Below are 25,209 nucleotides of genomic sequence, written 5' to 3'. Positions count from 1 at the left end.
ACGCAGACCCCTCCCCCTGCCCCCCTCCCGCAAGGGGAGGGGGGACTGAAGAATCGGGCTTCAGCCATTTGAAAACGTCCCGCCAGGCGGAAGAGGCAACGCAACGCGGTCGCGAGGTCACGTCCCGGGCGGGCGGGAAAAGCCGGTCGCCAGCTGATGCGCCCAGTCGGGACGGCCGTTCTCCGCCGCCCGGCGGACGGCGCGGTCGTGGTCGTAGGGGATCGCGATCAGCTCGGCCGCGACCTTGTCGCCGTCCAGCTCCAGCATCGCGTAGCGGGCGGCGGGTGATCCCGATTCGGAGACATGGGCCGGCGGCGTCGGATCGTCATAGGCCGGCGCGCCGATACTGCCGGGGTTGAGGACCCAGCGCCCGTCCGGCAGGCGCAGCAGCCACGGCAGGTGGCTGTGGCCGCACAGCACGATCGGGCCGGAGACGCCGGTCAGCCGCGCGGCGATGGCGTCGGCCGGGGCGCGGACCAGCCGGCCGCCCTCGACATCCTCCAGCAGATAGGCGTTGTCGTCGTCCGGCCGGGCATGGAAGGCGGTAATGCCGCCCGGCAGCTCGAGCTGCATCGGCAGGGCGCCGAGCCAGGCGCGGCCGGCGGCGTCGAGCGCGTGGCGGGCATAGCCGTCGGAAGTGGTCAGCGGCTCGTCCCAGTCTTCCCAGACCCAGCGGTCGTGGTTGCCGCGCACGGTCGGCCAGCCCTTTGCCACCAGCACGTCCAGCGTCTCGCGCGGCCACAGCGGGCCGGACACGCAATCGCCGAGATGGACGATGGCGTCGGCGCCGCGGCGGCCGAGATCGGCCAGCACGGCCTCGAGGGCCGGGAGGTTGCCGTGGATGTCGGCGAGGACGGCGAGGCGCATGCGGGACCTGCGGCGGAGAGCGGGACGGCCACGATGCCGCCCCGCCGCGCCGATGGGAAGCCTACTCCGCCAGCGCCTGCTCGCGCTTGCGCGTGATCGCCGGCACCAGCATCGCCAGCAGCAGGATCGCCACGACCGCCAGCAGCACCGCGCTGATCGGGTGGGTCAGGAACACGGTGAAGTCGCCGTCGGACAGCAGCATGGCGCGGCGGAAGTTCTCCTCCAGCTGCGGCCCCAGCACCAGGCCCAGCAGCAGCGGCGCGGGCTCGGCCTTCACCTTGACGAAGAAATAGCCGACCAATGCGAAGCCCAGCATCAGCCAGACGTTGAACATGCTGTTGGCGATGCCGTAGGTGCCGATGCAGCAGAACAGCACGATGGCCGGGAACATCAGCCGGTAGGGGATCTTCAGCATCGAGATCCAGATCCCGATCATCGGCAGGTTGATCACCAGCAGCATCAGGTTGCCCACCCACATGCTGGCGACCACGCCCCAGACCAGTTGCGGCTGCTCGGTCATGATCTGCGGGCCGGGCTGGATGCCGTGCATCATCAGCGCCCCGATCATCAGCGCCATCAGGGCGTTGGAGGGGATGCCGAGCGTCAGCAGCGGGATGAAGCTGGTCTGCGCCCCGGCGTTGTTCGCGGCCTCGGGCCCGGCCACGCCCTCGATCGCGCCCTTGCCGAAGCGGCTCGGGTCCCGGGCCAGCTTCTTCTCCATGGCATAGGCGGTGAAGGGCGGCAGCGCCGCCCCGCCCCCCGGCAGCACGCCGAGGAAGGAGCCGATGGCTGTGCCGCGCACCATCGCCGGGAAGGCCTGGCGCAGATCGGCCCAGCGGGGCATCAGGTCGCGCACCTTGCTGCTGACCAGCTGGCGCGGCCGCGGCCGGTCGAGATTGGCCATGATCTCGCCGAGGCCAAACAGGCCCATGGCGATCGGCACGAAGTCGAGCCCGTCGCCCAGCTCCGGAATGCCGAAGGTCAGGCGCGAGGCGCCGGAGGAGACGTCGATGCCGACGATGCCGAGCAGCAGGCCCAGCACCACCATCGCCAGCGCCTTGGCCACCGAGCCATGCGCCAGGATCACCGCCGCGATCAGGCCGAGCACCAGCAGGCTGAAATACTCGACCGCAGTGAACTGCAGCGCCAGGGCGGCGAGCGGCAGGGCCAGCAGCGCGATCACCACGGTCGCCACCGTGCCGGCGAAGAAGGAGGAGAGGGCGGCGATGGCCAGCGCCAGCCCGGCCTTCCCTTGGCGCGCCATCTGGTGGCCGTCGAGGCAGGTGACGACCGAGGATGTCTCCCCCGGCACGTTGACCAGGATCGCCGTGGTCGAGCCACCGTACTGCGCGCCGTAGAAGATGCCGGCGAGCATGATGAAGGCCGAGGCCGGCTCGAGCCCGAAGGTGAAGGGCAGCAAGAGGGCCACGGTCGGGATCGGCCCGATACCGGGCAGCACGCCGATCGCCGTGCCGATCAGCACGCCGAACAGGCAGTACAGCAGGTTCTGCCACTGCAGCGCCGTGGTCAGGCCGAGCAGCAGGTTGTCGAACAGGTCCATGGCGTCCCTGACATACGGCCTAGAAGCGCGGCCAGACCGGCACCGGCAGGTCCAGCAGCAGCACGAACAGGATGACGGCGGCGGCGCTGAGCCCGGCGGCGAAGACGACGGTCTCGCGCAGCCGCGTCTCCCGGCTGGCGAGGCCGGCGACGACGACCGTGGCGAAGGCGGCGACCGCCAGCCCGGCCTTGGCGGCGAGCAGGGCGAAGACGGCGACGGCGGCGAGGATGCCGAGGATCGGCCGCAGCTTCGGCACCTCGATCCCTTCCCCGCCGATCGCCAGGCTGCGCAGGGCGAAGACCAGGCCGAAGCCGGCGGCGCCGATCGCCAGCACCCGCGGCATGAAGCCCGGCCCCATATCGGCCGGGCTGCCGAAGCTGAGCTTGCGGGTGGCGACCAGGACGACGGCCGCCACCGCGCAGAGGAAGAGGCCGAACAGCAGGTCCGGCCAGTTGATCCGCGTCACCCCGTCACTCGCCCTTGATGCCGGCGTCGGCGATCACCTTGCCCCAGGCCTCGGTGTTGGTGGCGAGCCAGGAGCCGAGATCCGCCGGCGGGCCGGCGACGACCCGGCCGCCCTGCTGGGCGATCCGCTCCGCCACCTCCGGCTTCTGCAGGATCTCGCCGAGCGCCTTGTTGAGCTTCTCGACCAGGGCGGGCGGCGAGCCGGCGGTGGTCAGCAGCCCCTGCCAGGACCCGACATCGGCCGAGGGCAGCTTGGCCTCGGTGAAGGTCGGGAGGTCCGGCGCGCTGGCGATCCGGTCCTGGCCAGTCACCGCGATGCCGCGGAGCTGGCCGTTGGCGACGAAGGGCAGGGTCGCGGTGGCGCCGTTGATGATGACCTTGCTCTCGCCCGACACCACGGCCTGGGTGGCCGCGGAGCCGCCGCGATAGGGCACGGTCTTCCACTGGATGCCGAGATCCTTGGCCATGGCGACGGCGGTGATGTGGTTGACGCCGCCGATGCCGGAATTGGCCACCGCCAGCTTGCCGGGATTGGCCTTGGCATAGTCGACCAGCTCGGCCGCATTGGTCACCGGCAGGTCCTTGTTCACCGCCAGCACATATGGCACGAACATGATCATCCCGACCGGCGCCAGATCCTTCAGCGGATCGTAGGACAGGTCGCTGAACAAGCCCGGCGCGGTGGCGATCGAGCCGACATCCGCGAGCAGCAGCGTGTGCCCGTCCGGGTCGGCCTTGGCCACGGCGTCGGCGCCGATGTTGCCGGCGGCGCCCGGCTTGTTCTCGACCACCACGGTCTGGCCGATGGCTTCGGAGAGCTGCGGCGCGATGATGCGCGCCAGCGTGTCGGAGGTGCCGCCCGGCGCGTAGGGGACGATAATGCGGACGGTGCGTTCGAAATCCTGCGCGGACGCCGAGCCGGCAGCCCCGAGCATCGCGAAACCGGCGGCGAGCGCGAGCGCGCTGCGTCTGGTGATCATGGTTGGTCCTCCCCCTGATGAATCGTCTCGGTTCCGACCGTCTTCCGGCAGACTTATCCGGACGGTACGGAGGAGACCGATCCGACTCCAGGTCCGATGCGGCATCGATCGATGCGCGATACGCATCGATCGAGATTATTGTCCTGGCACGATGTCCCTTGCCCGCCCGGCCGGGCTCGCGTCTGATGGCGGCAAGCACGGCAAGGGAGAGACGCTGTGGACATCCTGGACGAGACCTTCCTGTCCCCTGCCCTCGACCCGCGCCTGGCCTGGACCAACCCTCCGCCCGACTGGTCGATCGGGCCGGAGGGCTTGAGGCTGCGCACCGCCGCAGGGACCGATTTCTGGCAGGGCACGCATTACGGCTTCCGGGTCGACAACGGCCATGTGCTGGCGCTGCCGGTGGCCGGCGATTTCGTGATGGAGACGGTGGTGCGCGGCAACCCCGTCCACCAGTACGACCAAGCCGGGCTGATCGTGCGCCAGTCGGCGGACAGCTGGATCAAGACCTCGGTCGAGTTCGAGACGGCGGAACACAGCCGGCTCGGCGCCGTGGTCACCAATGCCGGCTGGTCCGACTGGTCGACCCAGGACGTGCCGACGCGGCCGGGCGGCGCCATCGGCTTCCGGATTCGCCGCACCGGCGCCGACTATATCGTCGAGGCGGCGCCGGAGGGCGAGGACCGCTGGGTGCAGCTGCGCATCGCCCGGCTGCACGCCGATGACGGCGCCGGCCCGGTCCTGGCCGGCCTCTACGCCTGCAGCCCGAAGGACGCCGGCTACGAGGCGCAGTTCGCCCATCTGCGGATCACGCGGCCCTAGTGGCGCGCTCGGGAGCGTCCCTTCCGCATAGACGGACAGGCAAAGATACGCTCGGGATATTGGTTTATGGTATATATTGGTAACAGGCTTTCGGGAGTTCCCTGGTGGCACGGAACACATCAGTCTCGCTCGGCGATCACTTCGCCAGCTTCATCGACGCGCAGGTGCGGAGCGGGCGGTATGGTTCGGCCAGTGATGTTGTCCGGGCCGGGTTGCGCCTGCTGGAAGAACATGAAGCGAGAGTGAAGGCGTTGCAGGACGCGCTGATCGCGGGCGAAGAGTCAGGCGACCCGCGGCCCTTTGATAGCGAGGCCTTTCTAGCCCGGATGCGGGCAAAGCATGCAGGCTAAGCTCTACCAGCTCACACCGCTGGCGGAAGCCGATCTGGAGGAAATCTGGCTCTACACGTTTCGCAACTGGTCGATGGAGCAGGCGGATAGCTACCACCGTGATCTTGTTGCGGCGATGGAGGGCCTAGCGGCAGGCCGGAAGCTCGGGCGCAAGGTGGATGTGTGCCCCGGCTACCTGAAATATGCAGTCGGGGCGCACATTGTCTATTTCCGGGAGGTCGATGCCGAGATCGTCGTGGTGCGGGTTCTGCATGGGCGGATGGATGTACGGCGACACCTGTAATCCGCTCTGAGCCGCTACGTCATCGAGGTCTTTCCCGACGTGACCGGCGCGAAAGGTGCGACCACACCCGCATAGGGCTTCGGCCGCGGCGGGGCGTAGCCGCCGGACTTGGCGGTGCGCAGGCCGAGCCGGGCCAGAGCTTCAACCAGCGTGACCGCGGCAGCGACGCCGTCGACCACCGGCACGCCGTGGCGGGCCGAGAGCCGCGCGGCGAGATCGGCCATGCCGGCGCAGCCCAGCACAATCGCCTCGGCCCGGTCGGCCTCGAGCGCCGCCGCGATCTCGGCCGAGATCCGCTGCTCCGCATCCGATCCCGGGCGCTCCAGGTCGAGGACCGGGATCTCCGCCGCCCGCACCCGGGCGCAGCGGGAGGTCAGCCCATAGCGCTGGAGGTTTGCCTCGATCACCGGGATCGAGCACGCCAACGTGGTCACCACCGAGAAGCGGCCGGCCAGCAGCGAGGCGACATGGAAACCGGCTTCGCCGATGCCGACCACCGGCGCCGCCGCGAGGCTGCGGGCGGCGTCCAGCCCGGTATCGTCGAAGCAGGCGATGACGTGGCCGGCGACGCCGCGCGCCTCGCCGCGGGCGATCTCCTGCAGCAGGCCGGGCACGGCCAGGGCGCCGTCGACCCAGCCCTCGATCGAGGCTGGGCCCGTCTCCGGATTCACCGCGGTGACGCGGGTGCCCGGCGCCGCTGCGGCCGCGGCGGCGGCGGCGATCTTGGCGGTCATGCCGGCCGTGGTGTTCGGGTTGACGACGAAGATTTCCATGTCGGTCACACCAGCCCCTGCCCCGCGTCGGTGCCGTGGCGGGTGCGGCGGCGGCGCAGCAGCGCCATCAGGGCGAGCGCGGTCAGCACCACCGCCAGCGACACCGCCGTGGTCACCGTGCCGAGGGCATAGATCTCCGGCGTCGTCACCGTGGTGGTCAGGCCCTGCAGCTCCAGCGGCAGGGTGTTCTGCTCGCCGATCGCCTGCGACGACCGGGCGATCTCGTCCCAGGACAGGGTGAAGCCGAACAGCCCGACCCCGACCACGCTGGCGCCGATGATCGGCAGCACGACGTGGCGGAAGCTCTGCCAGGAGGAGGCTCCGAGGTCCCGCGCGGCCTCCTCGTAGCGGCGGTCGAAGCGGTTGAACACCGCGAACATGATCAGCAGGCCGAAGGGCATGGTCCAGGTGAGATGCGCGCCGAGGCCGGAGCGGAACAGCCCCATCGCCGTGGTGAACTCGTCGTTGATCCAGGCGATGTCCCAGCTCTCGCCCAGGCTCTTGATCGCCTCGTCCAGCAGGCGGAATTCCAGCGCGATGCCGAGCGAGACCACGATCGACGGCATGATCAGGCTGGCGATGGCGGCGTAGAACAGCGCCGACTGGCCCGGGAAGCGCCGGCGGAAGGCCAAGCCGGCCATCACCGAGAAGGCCATGGTCAGCACCATGACCACGAGGCCGAGCTTGAGCGAGCGCCAGAAGGCGGCGCCGATGTCGACCACGCCCATCCCGGCCCACAGCTTCTCGAACCAGAAGGTCGAGACCCCATTCATCGGGAAAGTCAGCCCGCCCTGCGGCCCCTGGAAGGACAGCACGAAGATGGTCAGCGTCGGGCCGTAGAGGAACAGCACGAACAGCGCGAACACGGCGGCCAGGATATAGAAGGAGAGAGGGCGGCCTTCGCGCATCTAGAGCTCCTTCCGGATGTCGACCAGCCGGGTCAGGGCGACGATGATCATGATCACCACGGCCAGCAGGATCACGGCATTGGCCGCCGCGGCCGGGAACTGCAGATAGCTGAGCTGGACCTGGATCACCTTGCCGACCGAGGCGATCTGCTGCCCGCCCATGACGCCGACGGTGACGAAATCGCCCATCACGATGGTGACGACGAAGATCGAGCCGATGACGATGCCCGGCTTGCACAGCGGCACGATGACGTTCCACAGGATCTGCCAGCCGCTGGCGCCGGCATCGGTCGCGGCCTCGATCAGCGACCGGTCGATGCGCAGCATCGAGTTCAGGATCGGAACGATCATGAACACGGTGAACAGGTGGACGAAGGCCAGCACGACGGAGAATTCGGAGTAGAGCAGCCCGTCGATCGGCCGGTCGATCACGCCGAGGCCGAGCAGCCCCTGGTTGACCAGCCCGTTGCGGCCCAGCAGCGGGATCCAGGAGATCATCCGGATCACGTTCGAGGTCCAGAACGGGATGGTGCAGAGCAGGCACAGCACGATCTGCATCGCCGTGGTCCGCACATGGAACACCAGGAAATAGGCGATGGTGAAGCCGAGCCCGAGGGTGATGGCCCAGACCATCGCCCCGATCTTCAAGGTCGAGAGATAGGTCTTGAAGGTGGTGCACAGCTCCGGCAGCGAGGTCAGGCAGCCGTCGAAGGCCTCGACATAGTTGCGCAGCGTGAAGTCCGGCACGATCGAGTATTCGGTGTAGTCCCAGAAGCTGACCACCACCGTCACCGCCAGCGGCAGCACGAAGAACAGCAGGAACACCAGCATCATCGGCGCCGCCTGCAGGAACGCCGTGAAGCGGCCGCTCGCCTCGGCCCGGGGCGCCGCAACGGTGCGGACGGGTGCGTCTTCCGCGGGGATGGCGGTCATGGCTGGTATCTTCCGGCGACGTAGGCTGGGTTCGCCAAGGCGAACCCAGCATCCAACGGCGAGGGCGATCGACGCTGTTGGGTTCGCGTGCCGCGAACCCAACCTACGTGGACGATCACGCTACGCAGCGATGAAGGCGTTCCATTTGCGGACCATGTAGTCGTTCTCGTCCATCACCGCGTTCCAGCAGGCGACGCCGCCCATGCGCTGGTCGTAGGAGCCGCCGTCGCGCACCGCGCCAGCCTTTTCCATCACCGTGCCGTCCGGCGCCTTGATGTCCTGGGCGGCCGGCTTGCCCTCCATCCAGTAGGCCCATTCATAGGGCTCCATATTGGCCTTGGCCGTCTCCAGCACCGCCGAGTAGTAGCCCTGGCGGTTGAGATAGGCGCCGGCCCAGCCGGACAGGAACCAGTTGATGAAGTCGTAGGCGGCATCGAGCTTCTTGTCCTTCAGCGTCTTCGGCAGGCCGAAGCCGGAGGCCCAGGCGCGGTAGCCTTCCTTCAGCGGCTGGAAGGTGCAGGCGATGCCCATCGAGCGGACCTTGGTCACGGCCGGCGACCACATCGACTGGATCACCGTTTCGCCTGAGGCCATCAGGTTCACGCTCTCGTTGAAATCCTGCCAGAAGGCGCGGAACTGGCCGGCCTGCTTGGCCTCGGTCAGCACCTTCATGGTCAGGTCGATCTCCTCCTTGGTCATGTTGCCCTTGTCGGCATAGGTGTGGAGGCCGGCCGATTCCACCACCATCGCCGCGTCCATGATGCCGATCGACGGGATGTTCAGGATCGAGGCCTTGCCCTTGAACTCGGGGTTCAAGAGCTCCTTCCAGCTCTCGATCGGCCGGCCGATCAGGTCGGGCCGGATGCCGAGCGTGTCGGCGTTGTAGGTGGTCGGGATCAGGGTGATCCACTCGGTCGGCTCGGTGGCGAAGGTCTTGCCGTTCTTCTCGGCCAGGTAGAACACCTTCTTCGGCGCCGTGCCCTGGTCGCCGATCTTCCTGCCGTTCAGCTCGCCCTTGGTGAACACGGTCGAGATCTGGTCGACATACTTGATCCGCTTGGCGTCCATGCCCTGCAGGTTGCCGGAGGGCAGCAGCTTCTTCAGCGAGAAGTACTCGCTGTCGACCAGATCGAACGAGTTCGGCTGGGTGACGATGCGCTTGGTCACCTCGTCGGTCGTGACCGGCACGTATTCGATGGTGATGCCGAGATCCTCCTTCGCCTTCCGGGCGATGTCGGCGCTCTGGTTCACTGCGGTGCCGAGATAGCGCAGCGTCACCGGCTCGGCCGCGATGATCGCCGGGAAGCCGGTGATGGCGCGGCTGCCGACCAGCGCGCCGGCCGTCGCCGCCGTGGTCTTCAGCAGGGTGCGGCGGGAGAGGCCGCGCTTGGTGTCCTTGGTATCCGCCATGATGGAGCCTCCTTAGGGTTGGGGGCGATGGTCGCCGCGCCCCGCGGCATCGGGGAGAAGGGGGTGAATGTCCTGGTCGGCCCAGGCGACGGCGACGCGGTCGCCCGGCGCCACCGGGTCGGCGAAAAAGGCGGCCTCGGGCAGCCAGGCCAGCATGTCCGGCGCCAGCTCGCAGGCGAAGGCGACATGGACGGTGGCGCCCTGGTATTCGACCCCCTGCACCACCGCCTCGACCTGGCCCGGCGGCACGCCGGCGCCGTTGATCCGGGCGAGCCTCAGCCGGTCGGCGCGCAGCGTCGCCAGGCGGCCACCCAGGGTCACGACATTGTGGCCGCCGATGAAGCGGGCGACGAATTCGGTGGCGGGCCGGGCGAAGAGATCCTGCGGCGGGCCGGCCTGCTCGATCCGCCCACCCTTCATCACCACGGCGAGGTCGGCCAGGGCCATCGCCTCCTCCTGGCTGTGGGTGACGTGGATGAAGCTGATGCCGAGCTCCAGCTGCAGCCGCTTCAGCTCGGCCCGCATCTTGATGCGGAGAAAGGGGTCGAGGGCCGAGAGCGGCTCGTCCAGCAGCAGGATCTGCGGCTGGGTGATCAGCGCCCGGGCCAGGGCCACGCGCTGCTGCTGCCCGCCGGAGAGCTGCGCCGGCAGGCGCTCGCCATAGGCATCCATCGCCACCAGGGCCAGCAGCTCCGCCGCCTTGGCCCGGCGCTCCGCCTTCGCCACGCCGCGCATCTTCAGGCTGAAGGCGACATTGTCGACGACCGAGAGATGCGGGAACAGGGCGTAGGACTGGAACATCATCGCCGTGCCGCGCCTGGCGGGCGGCCGGTCGGTGACGTTGGCGGCGCCGAGGATGACGTCGCCGTCCGACACCGCCTCATGCCCCGCAACCATGCGCAGGGTCGAGGTCTTGCCGCAGCCGGAGGGGCCTAGCAGGCAGCAATAGGTGCCGGCCGGAATCCTCAGGTCGATGCCGTCCACGGCGACGGTGCCGCCGTAGCGCTTGGTCAGCTTCACCAGCTCGAGATCTGCCCCGCGCATGCCGCTCTCCCTTTCGGCTGAGGGATGAGCAAGCGCCGTGCCAAGCGGCCGATGCCGCGATTCCGCCCCATGGAGGGCATCGCACGCTGGCAGCCGCCTAAGCTTTGGGCATTTGCATACGGAAGGATCCAAAATTGTGCACAATCCTGGATCAACAAGAATACAATCTTGAGCCTTGCCGATCCGCATGGGATGGTGGGCCGAACGAGTCGCGGCTGCGCCGCGCCGGAGCGGAAGAATGGACACGATCGAGACCGTCGGCACGCTGGCCGGAAGCCGCGACATCCCCGACCGCGGCGCGCGGGCGGCGGCGATCTACCGCTCGATCCTGGACGCGATCGTCGAGCACCGGCTGCCGCCGCGCACCAAGCTGTCGGAGGACGAGATCGGCACCGCCTTCGGCGTCAGCCGGACCATCGTCCGCTCCGCCCTGCAGGCGTTGGCGCACCAGCACATGGTGGTGATCGAGAAGAACCGCGGTGCCTTCGTCGCGGCGCCCACGGTCGAGGAGGCGCGCGAGGTGTTCGAGGCCCGCCGGACGCTCGAGGCCGCGATCGCCCGCCGCGCCGCCGAGCGCACCGTGCCGGCCGACATCGGGCGGCTGGAGCGACACCTGGCCGAGGAGGCGGAGGCGCTGCACCGGGGCGACCGGCCGCGCGCCATCCAGCTGTCCGGCCTGTTCCATCTCGGCATCGCCGAGATCGCCCGGCAGCGGGTGATGGAGCGGTTCCTGCGCGAGCTGGTGTCACGCGCCTCGCTGGTCATCGCGCTGTACGGCCGCAGCGGCGCCTCGGCCTGCGGCAACACCGAGCATGGCGCGATCCTGCAGGCCCTGGCCCGGCACGATGCCGACGGCGCCGGCGCCGCCATGCTGGTCCATCTGACCCATATCGAGCAGGATCTCGACCTGGCCCCGGCCGAAGCCGGACCGGTCGATCTGGCGGCAGTCCTGCGGCAACGCTGAGGAGCAAGCGCCGCCTCACTCCAGCGAGATCATCGCGGCACGCCGGCTGGTGACCTCGTCCCGCGCCCTGGCCTCGGAGGCCGCCTTGGCGCGCCGGTGCTCCCGGTGCATCTCCAGCAGGTCGGCGATCCAGCCGCCCGGACGGAAGGCCTCGATCGTGGTCGGGTGCCAATCGTCATAGGCGGCGCCCGCCCAGTTCACCATCGACACGCCGAGCACCGTCTCGCCGGCCGCCGAGAGATAGACCTCGCCCTGGCTGTCCCCGCGCGGATCCGGATGCAACGACCGCTCCTTGAAGGTGGCGCCGTAGCGCCGCCCCCGATAGGCGAAGTCGACGGCGAAATCCTTCATGTGATCCGCGACCAGGGCGAGATCGGTGAACTCGGGCGGGACCGGCTTGCCGTGGCCCGACCAGGCGGCGTAGCGGCGGACGTCCCAGACCAGCGCGCACAGCGCCTCGCCGATGCCGCTGCTCTCCATGAATTGCTGAGCCTCGGCGACCTTGGCCCGATCGGCCGCGGTGCAGGCGAGGCAATTGTCGCGCTCCTCCCGCTCGAGCTCGCCGGCCTTCTGCCGGAACTCGTCGACCAGGGACCGCCACTTCTCCAGATGAGCGTTTCCCATCGCAGCCTCCTCCTTGGCCACATCACAGGATGGTGCGCCTATTTCGCGCAAATGCAAGGGCTTGGGCGCGGCAATGACGCTGGCAGCTTGACAAGCTCAATTGAATGTTCACTATTTGTTCCGTCTTCAGCGGATCGACTGCCATTCCACCCGCTTCGGAGCCCGCAGGTGACGATTCGGATCGACTCGACGGCCACCATCCTCCATGCGGATCTCGACGCCTTCTACGCGTCGGTCGAGCAGTTGCTCGATCCGTCGCTGCGCGGCAGGCCGGTCGCGGTCGGTGGCGGGGTGGTGCTGGCGGCCTCCTACGAAGCCAAGGCCTTCGGGGTCCGCGGCGGCATGCCGGGGCGGCAGGCGCGCGAGCTGTGCCCAGGGCTGATTTTCGTCGCCGGCCATTTCAAGGAGTATCAGCGGCTGGGCGACGCCGCCATCGAGGTGCTTGGCGACTTCACGCCGCTGGTCGAGCGGATCTCGATCGACGAGGCCTTCGCCGATGTCGCCGGCTGCACCCATCTGTTCGGCCCGCCGGCCGAGATCGCCCGGACGATCCGGCGGCGGGTGCGGGCCGAGCTGGGCCTGCCGATCTCGATCGGCGTGGCCCGCACCAAGCACCTGGCCAAGATCGCCTCGCAGGTGGCCAAGCCGGACGGGCTGGTGGTGGTCGACCCCGAGGCCGAGCTGGCGTTCCTGCACGACCTGCCGGTCGAGCTGATGTGGGGCGTCGGCCCGGTCGGCAAGGCGCGGCTGGCGGAGAGCGGCGTGCACACCATCGGCCAGCTGGCGGAAATGCCGGGATGGTCGCTGGAGCGGCTGCTGGGCCGCGCGGCCGGGGAGAAGCTGTCGGCGCTGGCCTGGAACCGCGATCCACGGGCGATCGAGACACGGCGGCGGTCGCATTCGGCGGGGGCGCAATCCGCACTCGGCCGGAAGCCGGCCGAGGAGCGGGTGTTCGTGCCGGCGCTGCGCCATCTGGCGGACCGGGTCGCCACCCGGCTGCGGGCCAAGTCGCGGCCCGGCCGGACGGTGACGGTCCGCGTCCGCTTCGCCGACCTGCGCTCGGTCACGCGCGCCGTGACGCTCGACGCCCCGGTCTCGGCGACCGCGATCCTGGCCGAGATCGCGGAAGAGCTGGTGCGCGGGGTGCTGGCACAGCACCCCGAGGAGAAGAGCATCTCGCTGCTGGCGATCTCGGTGTCGCATCTCGAGGATCGGCCGCAGCTGCAGCTGGAGCTGCCGCTCGGCCTCGCCGACGAGCGGCGCCGGCCCGGCACCCGGACAGGCATGGCGCGCGGGCAGGCCGACCGGGCGATCGATGCGATCCGCGCGCGGTTCGGGTGGCAGGCGGTCGGCTATGGCTCGGTCGTGCTGGGACCGTCGCGATCCGTCCCCGACGCGTTCCGCGAGCTCGCCGAGAAGGACCTCTGACCGCTACGGCGATGCGAGCCGGGCCGCCTCGGCGGCGAGCGGATGGCTGGCGTAGGTCCGGGCGAAGTCGCGCCAGGCCTCGGCCGTGCCGGTGCGGCGGGCGGCGTCGAACGCGGCATAGACCGCGGCGTCCGGGTCGTTGGCCAGGAGGTACGCGTCCGGCGCGGGCCGGCGTTCCAGCCGGCGCCACGCTTCATCCGCCAGGGCAGTCTCCGGATGCCGCGCGATGAAGCGGATCAGCGCTGCGTTCGAGCCGTCATCGACCGCCCCGCGAAACTCCTGGGCGAGCACCGCCTCGTCGTCCGGCGGCCGCGCCATGACGGCCTTCCTCTCCTCCTGCCGCAGCTGCGGGGCGCCGCTATCTCGGGGGGCGGCACCCCCCTGTGCCCAGCAGGGCAATGCCGCAAAGAGCACGGACAGTGTAAGACAAATGGAGGGCCAGATCTGGATGTTCATCGGTCCCGGCTCCTTCCCGGGCACGCAGAGATGCCTGACACTGCGCAAAGTCCGGCAGAGCGGCAGTGGTCCTTTTTTCCATAGGAATATGGCAAATCCTTGAGTTCATTCGAGCTCTAGTCTTCAGGAATTAAATCACAACCTCTTCGCCGCCACATACCAATTTCATCATACAATTTCATCCGAACGACTTATTGACCTCAGATTGACAATAGAAGTAATTTTATATATACTCCATTGTGTAGGAAAATACCGTTTGCGTTGGGATATCTTACGATGCAGTAGGATCGGCGGCGGGGACAATCTTACGCACCAGGGCGGGATTGCAACATCTTCGCGACACAATCTCCTGACATGCTCAATCTGGGCCGAGACGCGCGGGAAAATGACGTGTTCTGACCCTGAACGATCGTGCCTTCAACCAACAACAATCAACAAGAAGTTGCGGATCTTCACTCAAGGGTTGCGGATCTTCACCACGTAGGGGAGACCCGGTATGAAATCGTCAAATATTCTCGAATACGGCATCCTGTCGTCCGACGGCGATCTGCTCACCGATCCAATGGCTTGGTCGTCGATGCGAAAACTGTCGAACGACCTGCTGTTCCACAATACATTCGCCGATGCGTCCCGCCTGGACGCGGTGCTGGCCGGCCAAACCGGCGCGCTGGCGGATGCCATTCGCGCCGCGATCGGCGACCGGTCCGACGGGTTCGTGGTTCCCGCCCACAGTTCTTCGGGCACTGCGAGCGCGCCGAAGCCGGAGGAGAACGGCTCGGGCGACACCACCGCGGCGGTGGCTGCGTCCGGCAACCAGAACATCGACGGGCTGCTGGCCGGCGTCCGCTGGTCGGACGGCTTCATCACCTACAGCGATCCGGATGCGGTCAGCGACTACCAGGCCGGCCATCCGGAAGCGTTCAGCGGCTTCCATCAGATGACGGCGCAGCAGATGATCGCCGTCCATTTCGCGCTGAACTCCGCGATCTTCACGCAGCCCGTCGGCGCCGCTGGGTTCGGCGTCGAAGGCTTCACCAATCTCGGCATCGACTATGCCGGCAGCGGGTCGGGGGCCGGCACGATCCGCGTGGTCAACACCACCAACCCCAGCACGGCCTACGCCTACTACCCGTCCAATGCGGTCTATGGCGGCGACGCCTTCTTCGGCCCGAGCGGCGACCTGCCGACCGCCGGCAATTACGACTGGCACACCGTGATCCATGAGCTCGGCCATGCGCTGGGCCTGAAGCACGGCCACGAGACCGGCGTCTACGGGGCCCTGCCGGCCAATGTCGATTCGCAAGAATACACGGTGATGACGTACCGCACGTTCATCGGCGACGACACGAGCGGCTACAATTACGAGACCTGGGGCGCGCCCCAGACCTTCATGATGCTGGACATCGCCGCCCTGCAATACATGTACGGCGCGGATTTCACCACCAACAGCGGCAACACCGTCTATAGCTGGAGCCCGACCGCCGGCACGACCTTTGTCAACGGCAATGTCGCCATCGCTCCGGGCGGCAACCGCATCTTCGCGACGATCTGGGACGGCGGCGGCGTCGACACCTACGACCTGTCGAACTACACCACCAACCTGACCGTTGACCTCAACCCCGGCAGCCATTCCGTCTTCTCCTCGGCCCAGCTCGCCTATCTCGGCGGCGGGCCGAACGGCGGCTATGCCCGCGGCAACGTCTTCAACGCGCTGCTGTTCAACGGCGATTCCCGATCCTACATCGAAAACGCCAATGGCGGCAGCGGCAACGACACGATCCAGGGCAACGCCGTCAACAACCTGCTGAACGGCAATGCTGGCGCCGACACCATCAACGGCAACAGCGGCAACGACACCGTCAACGGCGGCGATGGGAATGATGTCCTGACCGGCGGCCTCGGCGTCGACGTGATCAATGGCGGCGCCGGCAACGACTGGATCGAGGGCGGCTTCACCACCGACACCGTCGATGGCGGCGACGGCAACGACACCTTCTATGTGCGCCAGGGCGAGTTCGGCGACAACACCACCGGCGGCGCGGGAATCGACACTCTCGATCTCAGCAACTACACGGCGACCTACGGCTCGATCGTGAATCTCGCCGGCGGGACCTACAACTTCTCTCCCTCCTTCGGCGGTCCCTACACCCTCACCGGGGTCGAGAACGTCAGCGGCACCCAGCTCGCCGACACGGTCATCGGCGACGGCACCAGCAACACGATCTTCGGCAACGGCGGCAATGATAGCCTGGAGGGTGGCGCCGGGGCCGACTTCATCAGCGGCGGCAACGGCGACGACCTGATCCAGGGCGGCACCGGCGACGACACACTGACCGCCGGGTCGGGCAAGGACCAGATCTACGGCAACGACGGCAACGACCGCTTCTACATCGAGCAGGGGTGGAATGCCGGCATCGGCGAGGCCTTCTTCGGCGGCGCCGGCATCGACACCTTCGATGCCTCGACCGTGATCCATCCCTTTTTCTCCGCCACGATCAACCTGCAGGACGGCATCTTCACCGACAGCAATTTCCCCGGATACGAGATCTGGCTGTCGAGCGTCGAGAATGCCATCGGCACCGACGAGAACGACCTGATCACCGGCTCCGGTGAGAACAACGTCCTGACCCTCGGCGCCGGCAACGACAATGCATGGGGGCTGGGCGGCAATGATACCCTCTTGGGTGAGGCCGGCGACGACCTGCTTCGCGGCGGGACAGGGGCCGACGTGCTCAACGGCGGCGCCGGCACCGACCTTGCCACCTACTATGAGAGCTTCGTCGGGATCTCGGTCAACCTCGCCACAGGCGTCGGCACCGGCGGTGAGGCCCAGGGTGACACACTGAGCGGGATCGAGAACCTCTCCGGCAGCCAGGCCAATGACACCCTGGTCGGGAACGCCGGCGTCAACCGGCTGCATGGCTATGCCGGCAACGACGTGGTTCGCGGCGGGGCGGGGGCCGACGTGCTCATCGGCGGCGCCGGCGTCGACACCGCCAGCTACTTCGACAGCGTAACCGCGCTCGGCGTCAACCTCACCTCCGGGCTGGGTGCCGGCGGCGATGCGCAGGGCGACACCCTGTTCGAAATCGAGAACATCTCCGGCGGCCAGGCCAGTGACAGCCTGACAGGGAACGCCGGAGCCAACACGCTGCAGGGCTGGAACGGCAATGACGTCCTCGTCGGCCTGGGCGGCACGGATACGCTGACCGGCGGCGCCGGGGCCGACCGCTTCGTCTACTCGGCGACCACGGACAGCGTGGTCGGGGTCAATGCCGACCTGATCACCGACTTCAGCCATGCCCAGGTCGACCGCATCGACCTGTCGGCGATCGACGCCAACAGCGCCGTCGCCGGCAACCAGGCCTTCACCTTCGTCGGTGCCGGGCCGTACACCGGCGTCGCCGGACAGCTGATCTACTCGATCTCCGGCGGTGTCACCACAATCGGCGGCGACACCAACGGCGACGGCAGTTCGGAGTTCCATATCCGGCTCACCGGGGCGATCGCCCTCGTGGCCGGCGACTTCGTGCTGTGAACCAAGCTGAAGACGTCTAGCAAGAATCGGTAACCTGCGAGGCCTGAGGGAGCATCCCCTCAGGCCTCGTTCTTGTCCGGCGCCCCCGCCTCCCCCGCCCCGCCGATCAGCCCGAGCCACTCCTGCTCGGTCAGGGTGGTGACGCCGAGCTCGCGCGCCTTGGCGGCCTTGGAGCCGGCATCGGCGCCAACCACCAGATAGTCGGTCTTGCCCGAGACCGAGCCGGCGACCTTGGCGCCGAGCGATTCCGCGCGTGCCTTCGCCTCCGGCCGCGTCATCGTCTCCAGCGTGCCGGTGAACACCACGGTCTTGCCGGCCACGGCGCTGGATGTCGCGCGCGGCCGCACGAAATCCTCCACCGTCAGCTGCGCCGCCAGGTCGTCCAGCACCGTCCGGTTGTGCTCCTCGGCAAAGAAGGCCAGCAGGTCGTCGGCCACCGACGGGCCGATCTGGTCGATCGCGGTCAGGTCGCGATACGCCTCGCTCTCCCGGTCCTGCGCCGCCTCCATGCCGGCCCGCCAGGCCGCGAAGCTGCCATAGTGCCGGGCCAGCAGCTTGGCCGTCGCCTCGCCCACCTGGCGGATGCCGAGGGCGTAGATGGCGCGGTCGAGCGGGATGGTCCGCCGGGTCTCGATCGCCTCGAACAGCTTCTGCGCGCTCTTCGGACCCCAGCCCTCGCGGTTGCGTAGCGGCGTCAGGCTGGCCTTGTCCTGCTCTTCCAGCCGGAAGATGTCGCCCGGCGTCCGGATCAGCCCGTCGGCGTGGAAGGCGCGGATGTGCTTGTCGCCCAGGCCCTCGATGTCGAAGGCATTGCGCGACACGAAATGGCGCAGCCGCTCCACCGCCTGGGCCGGGCAGATCAGGCCGCCGGTGCAGCGGCGGATCGCGCCGCCCTCCTCCCGCACCGCCAGGCTGCCGCATTCCGGGCAGGTCTCCGGGAAGACGTATTCCACCGCCCCTTCGGGGCGGCGCTCGAGGATCACCCGGACGATCTGCGGGATGACGTCGCCGGCGCGCTGCACCACCACCGTGTCGCCGATGCGGACGTCCTTGCGCCGGATCTCGTCCTCGTTGTGCAGCGTGGCGTTGGAGACGACGACGCCGCCGACCGTGATCGGCTCCAGCCGCGCCACCGGGGTCAGCGACCCGGTGCGGCCGACCTGGATGTCGATCGCCTTCAGCACGGTCTGCGCCTGCTCGGCCGGGAATTTATGCGCGGTGGCCCAGCGCGGCGCCCGGCTGACGAAGCCGAGCCGCTCCTGCCAGTCCAGCCGGTCGACCTTGTAGACCACGCCGTCGATGTCGAAGGGCAGCTCGGCCCGCAGCGCCGCGATCTCGTCGTAATAGGCCAGCAGCTCCTCGGCGCTGTGGCACAGCCGCGACGGCTCGTTCAGGCGGAAGCCCCAGGCCGCGAAGCGCTTGCGGATCTCCTCGATGGTCTTGCCCAGCGGCGCCGACACCTCGCCCCAGGTGTAGCCGAAGAAGCGCAGCGGCCGCGACGCGGTGATCGCGGGGTCGAGCTGGCGCAGGCTGCCGGCGGCCGAGTTGCGCGGATTGGCGAAGATCGGCTCGCCCGCCTCGGCCCGGCGAGCGTTCAGCGCGGCGAAGTCGCTGCGGTCCATATAGACCTCGCCGCGGATCTCCAGCACGTCCGGCGCATCGCCCTTCAGCCGCTGCGGCACGTCCTTGATGGTCTTGACGTTGGCGGTGACGTCCTCGCCCTCGCTGCCGTCGCCGCGGGTGGCGGCCTGGACGAAGCGGCCCTTCTCGTAGCGCAGCGAGCAGGACAGGCCGTCGATCTTCGGCTCGGCCATGATCGCGACCGGCCGCTCGGGGTCGTCGCGCAGCTCCTTGATGAAGGACCGGACCGAGCCCAGGAAGTCGTGCACATCCTCCGGCGTGAAGGCGTTGCCGAGCGACAGCATCGGGATGGCGTGGCGGATCTTCCGGAAGCCGCCGGCCGGCGCCGCGCCGACCTTGGCCGAGGGGCTGTCCGGCCGGATCAGCTCGGGATACAGCGCCTCCAGCTCGGCGTTGCGCCGGCGCAGCGCGTCGTAGTCCGCATCCGAGACCGTCGGCGCGTCGTGCTGGTGGTAGGCGACGTCATGGCCGGCGATCTCCGCCGCCAGGGCCGCCAGCTCCGCCGCCGCCTCCTCGGGCGTCAGCGCGTCCACCGGCCGGCCGCGCAGATCCTGGTCGTTCATCCCCGCCTCCCCAGCAGGCTGTCCGCCGCCGCGCGCGCCTCTGCCGTGATCTTCGCCCCGGACAGCATCCGCGCGATCTCCTCACGCCGCTCCTCCGCCGTCAATCCCGCCACCTGGGTGACCACGGCGCCGCCACGATCGGCCTTGCGCACCTGCCAGTGATGGTCGGCGCGAGCCGCCACCTGCGGGCTGTGGGTCACCACCAGCACCTGCACCTGCTGCCCGAGGCGCTTCAGCCGCTCGCCCACCGCATCGGCGACGGCGCCGCCGATGCCGGCATCGACCTCGTCGAAGATCATCGACGGCAGGGTGCCGGGCGTGCCGCGCTGATGCACCAGCACCACCTTGATCGCCAGCATGAAGCGGGCGAGCTCGCCGCCCGAGGCGATCTTGCCGATCGGCCCGGGCGGGCTGCCGGGATTGGCCGCGACCAGGAAGGTGACGCGGTCGAGCCCGGCCGGCCCCCACTCCGCCTCCGCCAACCGTTCGACCTCGGTGACGAAGCGGGCACGTTCCATCTTCAGGGGCGGCAGCTCGGCCTTCACCGCCGCATCCAGCCTCGACGCGGCCTTGCGGCGGGCCTTGGACAGCGCCTCGCCGGACTGGACATAGGCGGTGCGGCCCGCGACGGCCGCCGCGGCCAGCCGCGCCAGCACCGCCGCCCGGTCCTCGACCAGCGCCAGCCGCTCGGCGAACTGCCGGCGCAGCTCGGGCAGCGCCTCGGTCTCCACGCCGTGCTTGCGGGCCAGGGAGCGCAGCGCGTAGAGCCGGTCCTCGAGCCGTTCCAGCTCGCCGGCGTCGAGATCGATGTCGGCGGAGAAGCGCTCGATCGCGGTCGTGGCCTCGGCGGCCTCGTCCAGGGCGCGGCCGAGCTGGTCCAGGATCGGGTCGAGGCGGCCGGCGGCGCGGTCGGCGATGCGCTGCAGCGCCCGCTGCGCCGCCACCAGCGCCCGCTCGGCACCGCGGTCGCCGGACAGCTCCGAGAGCGCGGCGGTGACGCCCTCCATCACCTTCTCGCGATGCTGCAGCAGGGCGCGGCGCTCGGCCAGCTGCGCCTCCTCTCCCGGCTCGGGCGCCAGCGCCTCCAGCTCCTCGACCGAATGGCGCAGGAAGCCCTCCTCGGCCTGGGCCCGCTCGGCCTCGGCCAGCGCCTCCTCCTGCCGCCGCTGGGCCGCGCGCCAGGCCTCCCAGGCCTTGGCGCAGACGGCCGCCTGGGCCTCGGCGCCGGCATAGGCGTCGAGCACCTCGCGATGGGTCCGGGGATCGAGCAGCCCCTGGGTCTCGAACTGGCCGTGCACCTCGACCAGCCCGGCGCCGATCTGGCGCAGGAGGCCGATCGACACCGGCTGGTCGTTGACAAAGGCCCGGCTGCGCCCGTCGGCGCCGACGCTGCGGCGCAGCACCAGCGCATCGTCGACCGGCAGCTCCTGCCCGGCCAGCAGCGCCTTGACCGGGTGGCCGTCGGGCAGCAGGAACTCGGCGCTGACAGTCGCGGCCTCGGCGCCATGCCGCACCAGCCCTGAGTCGCTGCGGCCGCCGAGGGCGAGGCCGAGCGCGTCGAGCAGGATCGACTTGCCGGCCCCGGTCTCGCCGGTCAGCGCCGACAGGCCTTCGGCAAAGCCAAGCGAGAGCTGTTCGATCAGAACCACATTTCGGATCGAAAGTCCGGCCAACATGGTCTATCGCCCGTCCGATAATGCTACTGGCGCGGCCGCCTGATGGCGGTTTCTGCGCTTCCGGTGCTCACGGACCAAACGTCCGCTGCGCGCCGGTTCTCGAAACCACCACCAGTCGACTCACGCCAGCGCATTCTCAGACGGTCTCTCAGAATATCGACCCGAGGGTGCGGTCGAAGAAGTCCTTGTCGTCGGGCGGGCGGATGCCGGAGCCGGTCAGCAGCACATAGGCGTCCTGGTACCAGGGGTCGCCCGGATAGTTGTGACCGAGCACCGCCGCGACGTGCCGCGCTTCCTCCTTCAGCCCGAGCGCGACATAGGCCTCGACCAGCCGCTCCAGGGCCTCCGGCACCTGGCTGGTGGTCTGCCAGTTCTTGACCACGCTGCGAAAGCGGTTGATCGCGGCATTGTACTCGCCGCGCTTCAGGTAGAAGCGGCCGATCGCCATGTCCTTGCCGGCGAGCTGGTCGTAGGTCAAGTCCAGCTTCAGCTTGGCGTCGCGGGCATAGTCGCTGCTCGGGAAGCGGGTGATGACGTCGTTCAGCGCGCCCGTCGCCAGCTGGGTGATGCGCTGGTCGCGCTCCACATCCGAGATCCGGTCGTAGTAGCACAGCGCCTTCAGATAATAGGCGTAGGCCAGCTCCTCGCTGCCCGGATGCAGGCTGATGAAGCGGTCCAGCGCCACGACCGCGCCGTCATAGTCGCCGCGCTTGTAGCTGGCATAGGCCGACATCAGCTGGGCCTTGGTCGCCCAGGTCGAATAGGGGTGCTGCCGCTCGACCTCGTCGAACCGGGTCGAGGCGGTCTTGAAGTCGTTGTCGTCGAACGCCTGCTGCGCCTGGGAATACAGCGCCTCCGGCGGCTGGTCCGCGGCCGGCTTCGCGTCTTCGGAGGAGGAACCGCCGCAGGCGGCGAGAAGAACGGCCGGCAGGACGAGCCCGACCCGCGCCAGGTGGCGAAACTGCAGACGCTTGTTCACTCGATCATCGCCTTCGGTTCTGTCCGGGCCCCTATATACCCACCCCGAACGCGAATGGCGAGACGCCTTCCCGCGGGCAGACACACGTCGTCCCCCGCAGGTTTGCCCGCAGGCAAACCTGCGGCCTCAAGCGTTTGCGGGATTCCGAGCACGCGCAACGACAGCATGCCCGGAATCCCGCAGGGCGCCATAGCGAAGAGGGACGACGGCGGCAAGCGGAACGGGATCAGGCGGCGTTGGCGGTGGGCAGCGCAGCGGCGGCCGGCGCGGACCGAGCCCAGGACTCCGCCGCGGTCTCGGCGCCGAAGCTGGTGTCGTAGCACCAGGCTGTGTCGTCGGCGAACAGCGCCCGCAGCAGCTGGTTGTTCAGCGCGTGGCCGGCCTTGTAGCCGTGGAAATGGCCGAGGATCGGAGCGCCGGCAAGGTACAGGTCGCCGATCGAATCGAGGATCTTGTGGCGCACGAACTCGTCCTCGTAGCGCAGGCCCTCGGCGTTCATCACCCGGTCGCCGCTGACCACGATCGCATTCTCCAGCGACCCGCCGAGGGCGAGGCCGTGGCGGCGCAGCGCCTCGACTTCCTGGGCGAAACCGAAGGTGCGGGCACGGGCGATCTCGGTCTTGAAGTTGCCGTTCGACAGCCGGATCAGGCCTTCCTGATGCGCGATGGCGCGGCTCTGGAAGTCGATCTCGAAGCTGAAGGTGGTGCTGGCCGACGGCGTCAGCCGGGCCCAGCGGTCCTCGGCCGTGACCTCGACCGGGCGCAGCACGCGGATGCTGCGGCGCAGCGCCGGCTGGCTGACCAGCCCGGCGCATTCGATCAGGAACACGAAGGGGGCGGCGCTGCCGTCCATGATCGGCACTTCCGGGCCGGTCAGCTCGACCACCGCATTGTCGACGCCACAGCCGCGCAGCGCCGCCATCAGATGCTCGATGGTGCCGACGCTGATGCCCTGGGCGTTGCTGATGACGGTGCACAGCCGGGTGTCGGCCACCTTGTCCCAGCGCGCGCTGATGCTGCGCCGGCCCTGGGGGACGTCGGTGCGCACGAAGACGATGCCGGTGTTGATCTCACCGGGGCGCAGCACCATGGTGACGTCCTGGCCGCCATGCAGGCCGACGCCGGTGCATTTGATCGCGGTCTTCAGCGTCTTCTGCGTTGCCGCACCCGATTCCGCCGAGAGATGAGCCACGATGGGTGTCCTTCGCTTCGCTTAACATGCACTTCGCAGCACAAAGCGCTGACAAAGCTTCCCTTTCGGGACGAAGGCACCCTAGACCCCTCGGCGCGCCAGAAAAAATCACAGTTTGTTTCGGACTGTTACGCGCGGGCGTTCGTGCCGCGACCGGAGGCGCAAGCGCCTCCGGCCTCGCCCGCGGGGCGGCACCGTTTCAGGATACCGCCGTTCGAGCCGATCCATCCCCTCTACTCTCCCCCTCCCCTCGCGGGAGGGGGCCAGGGGGAGGGGGTTTCGCCGTCGGAACCGACCTGAACTCTTACGATCCGGCCATGATGTGATGGCAAGGCCTGTCCTCTGCGCATTGGCGCGCGGACGCGCGCAGACCCCTCCCCCAACCCCCTCCCGCAAGGGGAGGGGGAGTGTGGAAGGCTGCGTTCGTTGGTGCTGAAAGTGGGCCGACGGGTGAGCTGCGACGCGCGGCGACTCACCCGGTATCCGGCTTCTTGGGCCTGCGGCCGGAGGCCGGGCGAGGCTTGGGCGGGTCCGCAGGCGGATCGTCGTCGTTCGGCAGGAAGCCCAGCTGCTCCATGGCCTCGTCGGCCATCTCGAGCCAGCGCTCCACCCGCACCGGCAAGCCCCAGCGCCGGCACAAGGCCGCCACCGCGACCGGGGCCCGGCTGGCTTCGATCAGCTCCACCACCTCCGGCCGCTCCAGCCGCTCGCGCATCTCGGCGACGCGGCGAGCGATCTCCTCATTGTCCTTCGACACCTCGTAAGCGGCCGCCAGCATCGCCAGCTTCACCCGCAGATCGTGAAAGTCCTCCTGGGCCGCCTCGCGCTGCGCCGCGGCCTTGCGCCGCTCGACGACCTGGCGCGACAGCTTGTCCTTGAGCAGCAGGGTCAGCCGCACCGAGCGCGCGACGGTGGCGATCCGCTGGCAGTAGTCGGCGCCGGGCTGCGGCGCCTGCAGCGCCTCCTGCTGCGTCGCCCGGGCGATCGACATCTGGATCTCGACCAGCTCCGCCAGCACGTGCAGATCCGACTCCCCCGCTTCCGCCGAAGCGGACGGGGCTTCCGAGCTCGGAGCGGTCTGCGCCTTGTCCATAGAACGTAGCATGAACATGATCGCAGATTAATACAAGAGTACAATGTGTTAACAGACTCCGCCCGATGCCGGCACAGGCCGCGCCGGCTGGATCGCCCGATCGAATGTTCTTTATTTGTTCTTGACGCGAGGCTGCGTCACGTCGCATCATTCAGGCAGAGTCGAAGAGTTGCGCCCGCCCGGCCCCGCCGCGGCGGGCTTTTTCATGCGAGGCCGGGATGCGGAGGAATGCGACCAGGAGCAGGCTGGGCTGGAGCGATGTCGCCGGGCAGCTTCACGGCGACGCCGGGGCGGCGGCCCTCTTCGCCGGCTTCGATCGCGGCGGCGCCAGGAGGCGGGCCCGTGAGATGCCGAACAGGCCCGAAACCCTGATCCTGTGCTTCGAGACAGCGGCCGGGCGGCGGCGACGGGGGGAGCCCCTGCCGGAGCCGATGCGCCGGCTGACCGGCGCGACCGAGGCCCGGCTGTCCCCGGGCGCCGCCACCGGCCACGCCGCGGCCGGCCGGCTGGGGCTGGACCAGGCCTATCGGGAGTTCCGCGACCTGGACGAGCCGCCGGCCGCCCTGCCCCCGCCCGGCCTGCCCCCCGCCTTCGAGCCGCTGCTGGAGCCGTCGCGCTACAAGGGCGCGTTCGGCGGCCGCGGCTCCGGCAAGTCGCAT

23 protein-coding genes are annotated in these 25,209 nt (G+C 69.0%); 7 read left to right on the top strand and 16 right to left on the bottom strand.

Going from position 1 to position 25,209, the window contains the following annotated elements; genetic code table 11:
- Nucleotides 1–117 precede the first annotated feature (117 nt).
- From AAHM41_RS25790 to AAHM41_RS25775, 4 genes are all read right to left on the bottom strand, one after another.
- The gene (locus AAHM41_RS25790; protein WP_342239467.1) at nt 118–867 is read right to left on the bottom strand and encodes a metallophosphoesterase family protein; all 750 of its coding nucleotides are present in this window, start codon (nt 865–867) and stop codon (nt 118–120) included.
- A 61-nt stretch (nt 868–928) separates the two neighbouring features.
- Nucleotides 929–2,428, bottom strand: a complete 1,500-nt coding sequence (locus tag AAHM41_RS25785; RefSeq protein ID WP_342239466.1) for a tripartite tricarboxylate transporter permease — start codon at nt 2,426–2,428, stop codon at nt 929–931.
- Between the two features lie 19 nt (nt 2,429–2,447).
- Nucleotides 2,448–2,894 (bottom strand): tripartite tricarboxylate transporter TctB family protein, encoded by a 447-nt coding sequence (locus AAHM41_RS25780; RefSeq protein WP_342239465.1) that lies wholly within the window; start codon nt 2,892–2,894, stop codon nt 2,448–2,450.
- A 4-nt stretch (nt 2,895–2,898) separates the two neighbouring features.
- Entirely contained in the window at nt 2,899–3,873 is a 975-nt protein-coding gene (locus AAHM41_RS25775; protein ID WP_342239464.1) for a Bug family tripartite tricarboxylate transporter substrate binding protein, read from the bottom strand.
- Between the two features lie 216 nt (nt 3,874–4,089).
- Between AAHM41_RS25775 and AAHM41_RS25770 the strand changes: the two genes are divergently transcribed.
- The 3 genes from AAHM41_RS25770 (at nt 4,090) to AAHM41_RS25760 (ending at nt 5,328) form a co-directional block, all read left to right on the top strand.
- Nucleotides 4,090–4,695, top strand: a complete 606-nt coding sequence (locus tag AAHM41_RS25770; RefSeq protein ID WP_342239463.1) for a DUF1349 domain-containing protein — start codon at nt 4,090–4,092, stop codon at nt 4,693–4,695.
- A 104-nt stretch (nt 4,696–4,799) separates the two neighbouring features.
- Nucleotides 4,800–5,045: a type II toxin-antitoxin system ParD family antitoxin gene (locus tag AAHM41_RS25765; RefSeq protein WP_342239462.1), complete on the top strand. Its 246-nt coding sequence runs from the start codon at nt 4,800–4,802 to the stop codon at nt 5,043–5,045.
- Nucleotides 5,035–5,328, top strand: a complete 294-nt coding sequence (locus AAHM41_RS25760; protein WP_342239461.1) for a type II toxin-antitoxin system RelE/ParE family toxin — start codon at nt 5,035–5,037, stop codon at nt 5,326–5,328. The genes AAHM41_RS25765 and AAHM41_RS25760 overlap by 11 nt, the downstream gene beginning before the upstream one ends.
- Before the next feature lie 14 nt (nt 5,329–5,342).
- On the opposite strand, the gene AAHM41_RS25755 is transcribed toward AAHM41_RS25760, so the two are convergent.
- From AAHM41_RS25755 to AAHM41_RS25735, 5 genes are all read right to left on the bottom strand, one after another.
- Complete coding sequence (locus AAHM41_RS25755) at nt 5,343–6,101, bottom strand: aspartate/glutamate racemase family protein (protein ID WP_342239468.1); 759 nt, start codon at nt 6,099–6,101, stop codon at nt 5,343–5,345.
- A 5-nt stretch (nt 6,102–6,106) separates the two neighbouring features.
- Complete coding sequence (locus AAHM41_RS25750; protein ID WP_342239460.1) at nt 6,107–7,009, bottom strand: ABC transporter permease; 903 nt, start codon at nt 7,007–7,009, stop codon at nt 6,107–6,109.
- On the bottom strand, nt 7,010–7,942 hold the full coding sequence (locus AAHM41_RS25745) for an ABC transporter permease (RefSeq protein WP_342239459.1): 933 nt from the start codon (nt 7,940–7,942) through the stop codon (nt 7,010–7,012). It lies immediately after the preceding gene.
- A gap of 120 nt (nt 7,943–8,062) precedes the next feature.
- On the bottom strand, nt 8,063–9,352 hold the full coding sequence (locus AAHM41_RS25740; RefSeq protein WP_342239458.1) for an ABC transporter substrate-binding protein: 1,290 nt from the start codon (nt 9,350–9,352) through the stop codon (nt 8,063–8,065).
- Nucleotides 9,353–9,364: 12 nt separating this feature from the next.
- The gene (locus tag AAHM41_RS25735) at nt 9,365–10,396 is read right to left on the bottom strand and encodes an ABC transporter ATP-binding protein (RefSeq protein ID WP_342239457.1); all 1,032 of its coding nucleotides are present in this window, start codon (nt 10,394–10,396) and stop codon (nt 9,365–9,367) included.
- A 238-nt stretch (nt 10,397–10,634) separates the two neighbouring features.
- Between AAHM41_RS25735 and AAHM41_RS25730 the strand changes: the two genes are divergently transcribed.
- Nucleotides 10,635–11,360 (top strand): GntR family transcriptional regulator, encoded by a 726-nt coding sequence (locus AAHM41_RS25730; protein WP_342239456.1) that lies wholly within the window; start codon nt 10,635–10,637, stop codon nt 11,358–11,360.
- A 15-nt stretch (nt 11,361–11,375) separates the two neighbouring features.
- Here the strand turns inward: AAHM41_RS25730 and AAHM41_RS25725 are convergent, their stop codons facing one another.
- Entirely contained in the window at nt 11,376–11,984 is a 609-nt protein-coding gene (locus AAHM41_RS25725; RefSeq protein WP_342239455.1) for a hypothetical protein, read from the bottom strand.
- 168 nt (nt 11,985–12,152) lie between these two features.
- Here AAHM41_RS25725 and dinB point away from each other — a divergent pair, with 168 nt between their 5' ends.
- Nucleotides 12,153–13,412 (top strand): DNA polymerase IV, encoded by a 1,260-nt coding sequence (gene dinB, locus AAHM41_RS25720; protein ID WP_342239454.1) that lies wholly within the window; start codon nt 12,153–12,155, stop codon nt 13,410–13,412.
- A 3-nt stretch (nt 13,413–13,415) separates the two neighbouring features.
- Here the strand turns inward: dinB and AAHM41_RS25715 are convergent, their stop codons facing one another.
- Nucleotides 13,416–13,730, bottom strand: a complete 315-nt coding sequence (locus AAHM41_RS25715; protein ID WP_342239453.1) for a hypothetical protein — start codon at nt 13,728–13,730, stop codon at nt 13,416–13,418.
- A 634-nt stretch (nt 13,731–14,364) separates the two neighbouring features.
- Here AAHM41_RS25715 and AAHM41_RS25710 point away from each other — a divergent pair.
- The gene (locus AAHM41_RS25710) at nt 14,365–17,406 is read left to right on the top strand and encodes a M10 family metallopeptidase C-terminal domain-containing protein (RefSeq protein ID WP_342239452.1); all 3,042 of its coding nucleotides are present in this window, start codon (nt 14,365–14,367) and stop codon (nt 17,404–17,406) included.
- Between the two features lie 59 nt (nt 17,407–17,465).
- Here the strand turns inward: AAHM41_RS25710 and ligA are convergent, their stop codons facing one another.
- From ligA to AAHM41_RS25685, 5 genes are all read right to left on the bottom strand, one after another.
- Nucleotides 17,466–19,610, bottom strand: a complete 2,145-nt coding sequence (gene ligA, locus AAHM41_RS25705; protein WP_342239451.1) for an NAD-dependent DNA ligase LigA — start codon at nt 19,608–19,610, stop codon at nt 17,466–17,468.
- Nucleotides 19,607–21,286, bottom strand: a complete 1,680-nt coding sequence (gene recN, locus AAHM41_RS25700) for a DNA repair protein RecN (RefSeq protein WP_342239450.1) — start codon at nt 21,284–21,286, stop codon at nt 19,607–19,609. The genes ligA and recN overlap by 4 nt, the downstream gene beginning before the upstream one ends.
- Before the next feature lie 148 nt (nt 21,287–21,434).
- Nucleotides 21,435–22,265 (bottom strand): outer membrane protein assembly factor BamD, encoded by an 831-nt coding sequence (locus AAHM41_RS25695; protein WP_342239449.1) that lies wholly within the window; start codon nt 22,263–22,265, stop codon nt 21,435–21,437.
- Between the two features lie 226 nt (nt 22,266–22,491).
- On the bottom strand, nt 22,492–23,457 hold the full coding sequence (gene lpxC, locus AAHM41_RS25690) for a UDP-3-O-acyl-N-acetylglucosamine deacetylase (RefSeq protein ID WP_342239448.1): 966 nt from the start codon (nt 23,455–23,457) through the stop codon (nt 22,492–22,494).
- A 472-nt stretch (nt 23,458–23,929) separates the two neighbouring features.
- Complete coding sequence (locus AAHM41_RS25685) at nt 23,930–24,475, bottom strand: hypothetical protein (protein ID WP_342239447.1); 546 nt, start codon at nt 24,473–24,475, stop codon at nt 23,930–23,932.
- Between the two features lie 293 nt (nt 24,476–24,768).
- Between AAHM41_RS25685 and AAHM41_RS25680 the strand changes: the two genes are divergently transcribed.
- Nucleotides 24,769–25,209: hypothetical protein (locus tag AAHM41_RS25680; RefSeq protein ID WP_342239446.1), on the top strand; the 441-nt coding region annotated here is incomplete at its 3' end.

The organism is Inquilinus sp. OTU3971 (assembly GCF_038440215.1).
Note: the sequence above shows the minus strand (reverse complement) of the source record. Positions and strands in the feature narration are given on the sequence as shown.